Here is a 4,313-nt window from a genome sequence, read left to right on the forward strand (position 1 = left end):
CGCCGTTGAACAGCAGCACGGTGGCCGGGTTGATGTGGAACAGAATCGGCACCAGCACGGTGGCGCCGAACATGGCGAACAGGTGCTGCAGGCTGAGCGGAATGGTTTGAAGAAGCGGTGGGCGTTCGCTAACGCCTATGGCTCTGCGAGTCATCATTTATCCCCTATACGTTTATTTTTATGCTCGTTCGTCAACGCCGCACCTTATCGTAGTGGCGCAATTGATTGCGCCTTGTCCGGATGGGCACCATAGCTTGCCCGGCATCAGCGCGATAAATCGCGCTGCTACAAAATGTGCATCCTGTCGATACGGTGTATGACTGAACGGTATTTTTGCCAAAAAAAAGCCGACTCTCTGGCCGGCTGGTTTATTTATTTGGTTCCGAAAATCTTGTCGCCGGCGTCGCCGAGGCCCGGGATAATGTACCCCTTCTCGTTCAGGCCCTGATCGATTGACGCGGTGTACAGCTCAACGTCCGGATGCGCTTTCTCCAGCGCGGCAATGCCTTCCGGCGCGGCCACCAGCACCAGCACTTTAATGCTGTTGCAGCCGGCTTTCTTCAGCAGATCGATGGTGGCGATCATCGAGCCGCCGGTCGCCAGCATCGGGTCAACCACCAGCGCCATACGCTCTTCGATGTTTGACACCAGCTTCTGGAAGTAAGGCACCGGCTCCAGCGTCTCTTCGTCACGGTAAACGCCCACCACGCTGATGCGCGCGCTCGGTACGTGTTCCAGCACACCTTCCATCATGCCAAGGCCAGCACGCAGAATCGGGACGACGGTAATTTTTTTGCCTTTGATTTGATCGACGTCGACCGGACCGTTCCAGCCTTCAATGGTCACGCGCTCGGTTTCGAGATCGGCGGTGGCTTCATAGGTCAGTAAGCTGCCCACTTCCGAGGCCAGCTCGCGGAAGCGCTTGGTGCTGATATCATGCTCACGCATCAGGCCCAGTTTATGTTTGACCAGCGGGTGTCTGACTTCCACGATCTTCATGATTATTCTCCCGGAATTGAGTTGAGCTAAAAAAAATCGCCGGATTATACCGCCTTTTTACCGCCGCGCCACCGGTGATTGGTCAGGTAACGTGCACAAATCGCCTGAGAATAAGGATTAGCGAAAAATCAGCACGCTGCAAAGGTGCCCTGAGATGGGACTCGCAAACGTTTGCCTGCGCTGGTAGAATTGCCGCGCTTAATTTTTGCCACCAACCGCAATCGCGTGGGGATTCCGCAGTGACCGACAAAACCTCTCTCAGCTACAAAGACGCCGGTGTTGATATTGATGCTGGTAACGATCTGGTTGACCGTATTAAAGGCGTAGTAAAGAAAACCCGCCGCCCGGAAGTGATGGGTGGACTGGGTGGCTTTGGCGCGCTGTGTGCGCTGCCGCAGAAATACCGCGAGCCGGTGCTGGTCTCCGGAACTGATGGCGTCGGCACCAAGCTGCGTCTGGCGATGGATCTCAAACGCCACGACAGCATCGGCATCGATCTGGTCGCGATGTGCGTGAACGATCTGGTGGTACAGGGCGCTGAGCCGCTGTTCTTCCTCGACTATTACGCCACCGGCAAGCTGGATGTAGATACCGCCTCCGCGGTGATCACCGGTATCGCCGAAGGCTGTCTGCAGTCGGGCTGTGCGCTGGTCGGCGGTGAAACCGCTGAGATGCCGGGCATGTATCACGGCGAAGATTACGACGTGGCCGGTTTCTGCGTCGGCGTGGTGGAAAAGTCCGAGATCATCGACGGCAGCAAAGTGCAGGATGGCGACGTGCTGATCGCGCTGGGCTCCAGCGGTCCGCACTCTAACGGCTACTCGCTGGTGCGTAAAATTCTTGAAGTCAGCCAGACCGATCCCACCACCAAACAGCTGGAAGGCAAACCGCTGGCCGATCACCTGCTGGCGCCGACCCGCATCTACGTGAAAAATATCCTTAGCCTGATTGAGCAGGTGGACGTGCACGCCATTGCCCACCTGACCGGCGGCGGCTTCTGGGAAAACATTCCGCGCGTCCTGCCGGATAACACCCAGGCGGTGATTGACGAGAAAAGCTGGCAGTGGCCGGCGGTATTCAGCTGGCTGCAGCAGGCCGGTAACGTCAGCCGTCACGAGATGTACCGCACCTTTAACTGCGGCGTGGGCATGGTGATTGCGCTGAGCCCGGCCGATGCCGACAAAGCGGTACAGCTGATGACCGCGGCTGGCGAGCAGGCGTGGAAAATTGGCGTGATTAACGCGTCTGATGCCGAAGAGCGTGTGGTTATTAACCCATGAAGAAACTGGTTGTACTGATCTCCGGCAACGGCAGCAATCTTCAGTCCATCCTCGACGCCTGCGAGAGCGGGCGTATCAACGGCAGCGTGGCTGCCGTTTTCAGTAATAAAGCCTCGGCCTATGGTCTGACGCGGGCGCAGCAGGCCAGCGTGCCTGCTCACGCGCTGTCCGCGCAGGATTTCACCGATCGCGACGCCTTTGACCGCCAGCTGATGCAGCAGATCGACGCTTATGCGCCGGATCTGGTGGTGCTGGCCGGTTATATGCGCATTCTGAGCCCGGCGTTTGTCGCGCATTATCACGATCGTCTGCTGAATATTCATCCGTCGCTGCTGCCGAAATATCCCGGTTTGCATACGCATCGCCAGGCGCTGGCGAACGGAGACGCGGAACACGGTACGTCGGTGCATTTTGTGACTGATGAGCTGGACGGTGGACCGATCATTCTGCAGGCGCGCGTGCCGGTATTTGCTGACGATGACGAAGCTGAGATCAGCGCCCGCGTGCAGCATCAGGAGCACGCGATTTACCCGCTGGTGATCAGCTGGTTTGTCGAAGGTCGCTTGCAGATGCGCGCGGGCAAAGCGTGGTTGGATGGCGAACCGCTGCCGCCGGAAGGTTATACGCACGATTGATTGACCTTAACGCCGTGCGCTTGCAGGAATTGCGCAATAAATTGCGCCGCTACGGGGCTGTGCCGGGTTTTATTACTGCATGATTTCTTTGCACATTTCGTAGCGGCGCGATTCTTCGCGCTAACCTAACAATACTTATCCAAACCGGCCGGTAATATAATCCTCGGTGCGCCGCGCCTGCGGTGCGGTGAAAATCCGGTCGGTTTCATCAAACTCCACCAGCTGCCCGTTATGCATAAACGCGGTATAATCGGATACGCGCGCGGCCTGCTGCATGTTGTGCGTCACCAGCACCAGCGTGAAATGCTGCTTCAGCGTGGTCATCAACTCTTCAATCACCAGCGTCGAGATCGGATCCAGCGCCGAGGTGGGTTCATCCAGCAGCAGCACTTCCGGCTCGATGGCGATGGCGCGCGCAATCACCAGACGCTGCTGCTGACCGCTCGACAGCGTCAGCGCATTCTGCCCCAGCTGATCTTTCACTTCGCCCCACAGCGCCGCCGCCCGCAGCGCGCGCTCGCAGGCCTCATTCAGCACGCGACGATCGCGCACGCCCTGCAAACGCAGACCGTAAACCACATTCTCATAGATCGACTTGGGAAACGGATTGGGGCGCTGGAACACCATGCCGATGCGCCGCCGCAGCGCCGGCAGATCCTGGTTCGACTGCATCACCGCGTGGCTATCGAGCAGAATCTCACCTTCGATGCGGCAGCCATCAATCACGTCGTTCATGCGATTGAAGCAGCGCAGCAGCGTCGATTTACCGCAGCCGGAGGGCCCAATCAGCGCCGTGATGCGATGCTTCGGGATCTGCAAATCAATGTTATTCAGCGCCTGGCGTTCGCCGTACCACAGCGACAGCTGATTAACGGTGAGCGCAATAGCGTAATCGGGCGTCATGTGTAAACCTTTTTAGTGCGTCATTAGCCGGTAGCGCTCGCGCAGGCGATGGCGCAGCACCATCGCCAGCAGATTGAGCGACAGAATGATCGCCACCAGCAGCAGTGCCGTGGCATACACCAGCGGTCGGTCGGCGTCGATGTTCGGGCTCTGGAAAGCCAGATCGTAAATCTGAAAACCGAGATGCATAAATTTACGGTCAAGATGCAGGTAAGGAAACACCGCATCGACCGGCAGCTCTGGCACCATTTTGACCACGCCCACCAGCATCAGCGGTGCGGTTTCGCCGGCGGCGCGCGCCACCGCCAGAATCAGGCCGGTGAGCATTGCCGGTACCGCCAGCGGCAGCACCACGCGCCACAGGGTTTCTGCCTGGGTTGCGCCCAGCGCCAGCGAGCCCTGCCCCAGTGCCACCGGCACGCTAAACAACGCATCTTCCGCCAGGGTAAAGATCAGCGGCACCAGCGCGAAGCCCATCGCCAGCGCCGCCACCAGC

The 4,313-nt window shown here is 58.6% G+C and carries 5 protein-coding genes and 1 pseudogene; 2 read left to right on the forward strand and 4 right to left on the reverse strand.

Going from position 1 to position 4,313, the window contains the following annotated elements:
- Together ERD80_RS12465 and upp are read right to left on the reverse strand one after the other, a co-directional pair.
- Positions 1–154, reverse strand: a pseudogene (locus ERD80_RS12465) (solute carrier family 23 protein); the annotation flags it as partial.
- 218 nt (positions 155–372) lie between these two features.
- The gene (gene upp, locus ERD80_RS12470) at positions 373–999 is read right to left on the reverse strand and encodes a uracil phosphoribosyltransferase (protein ID WP_010617600.1); all 627 of its coding nucleotides are present in this window, start codon (positions 997–999) and stop codon (positions 373–375) included.
- A 239-nt stretch (positions 1,000–1,238) separates the two neighbouring features.
- Here upp and purM point away from each other — a divergent pair, with 239 nt between their 5' ends.
- Both purM and purN read left to right on the forward strand, forming a co-directional pair.
- Complete coding sequence (purM, locus tag ERD80_RS12475) at positions 1,239–2,279, forward strand: phosphoribosylformylglycinamidine cyclo-ligase (RefSeq protein WP_021506588.1); 1,041 nt, start codon at positions 1,239–1,241, stop codon at positions 2,277–2,279.
- Complete coding sequence (gene purN, locus ERD80_RS12480) at positions 2,276–2,914, forward strand: phosphoribosylglycinamide formyltransferase (protein WP_136547115.1); 639 nt, start codon at positions 2,276–2,278, stop codon at positions 2,912–2,914. The genes purM and purN overlap by 4 nt, the downstream gene beginning before the upstream one ends.
- A 135-nt stretch (positions 2,915–3,049) precedes the next feature.
- Here the strand turns inward: purN and pstB are convergent, their stop codons facing one another.
- Both pstB and ERD80_RS12490 read right to left on the reverse strand, forming a co-directional pair.
- A complete protein-coding gene (gene pstB / locus ERD80_RS12485; protein ID WP_136547117.1) occupies positions 3,050–3,817 on the reverse strand; it encodes a phosphate ABC transporter ATP-binding protein PstB in 768 nt (255 codons plus the stop codon).
- A 12-nt stretch (positions 3,818–3,829) separates the two neighbouring features.
- Positions 3,830–4,313, reverse strand: a 484-nt coding sequence (locus tag ERD80_RS12490; RefSeq protein ID WP_248295857.1) for an ABC transporter permease subunit, incomplete at its 5' end; no start/stop codon positions are given.

The sequence above is a fragment of the Pantoea sp. R102 genome, assembly GCF_004916815.1.
Lineage (GTDB): Bacteria > Pseudomonadota > Gammaproteobacteria > Enterobacterales > Enterobacteriaceae > Pantoea > Pantoea dispersa.

Coding starts and splice junctions, on each gene's coding strand:
- pstB (WP_136547117.1), bottom strand. CDS start 3,817: ATGACGCCCGATTACGCTATTGCGCTCACCGTTAATCAGCTGTCGCTG.
- upp (WP_010617600.1), bottom strand. CDS start 999: ATGAAGATCGTGGAAGTCAGACACCCGCTGGTCAAACATAAACTGGGC.
- purN (WP_136547115.1), top strand. CDS start 2,276: ATGAAGAAACTGGTTGTACTGATCTCCGGCAACGGCAGCAATCTTCAG.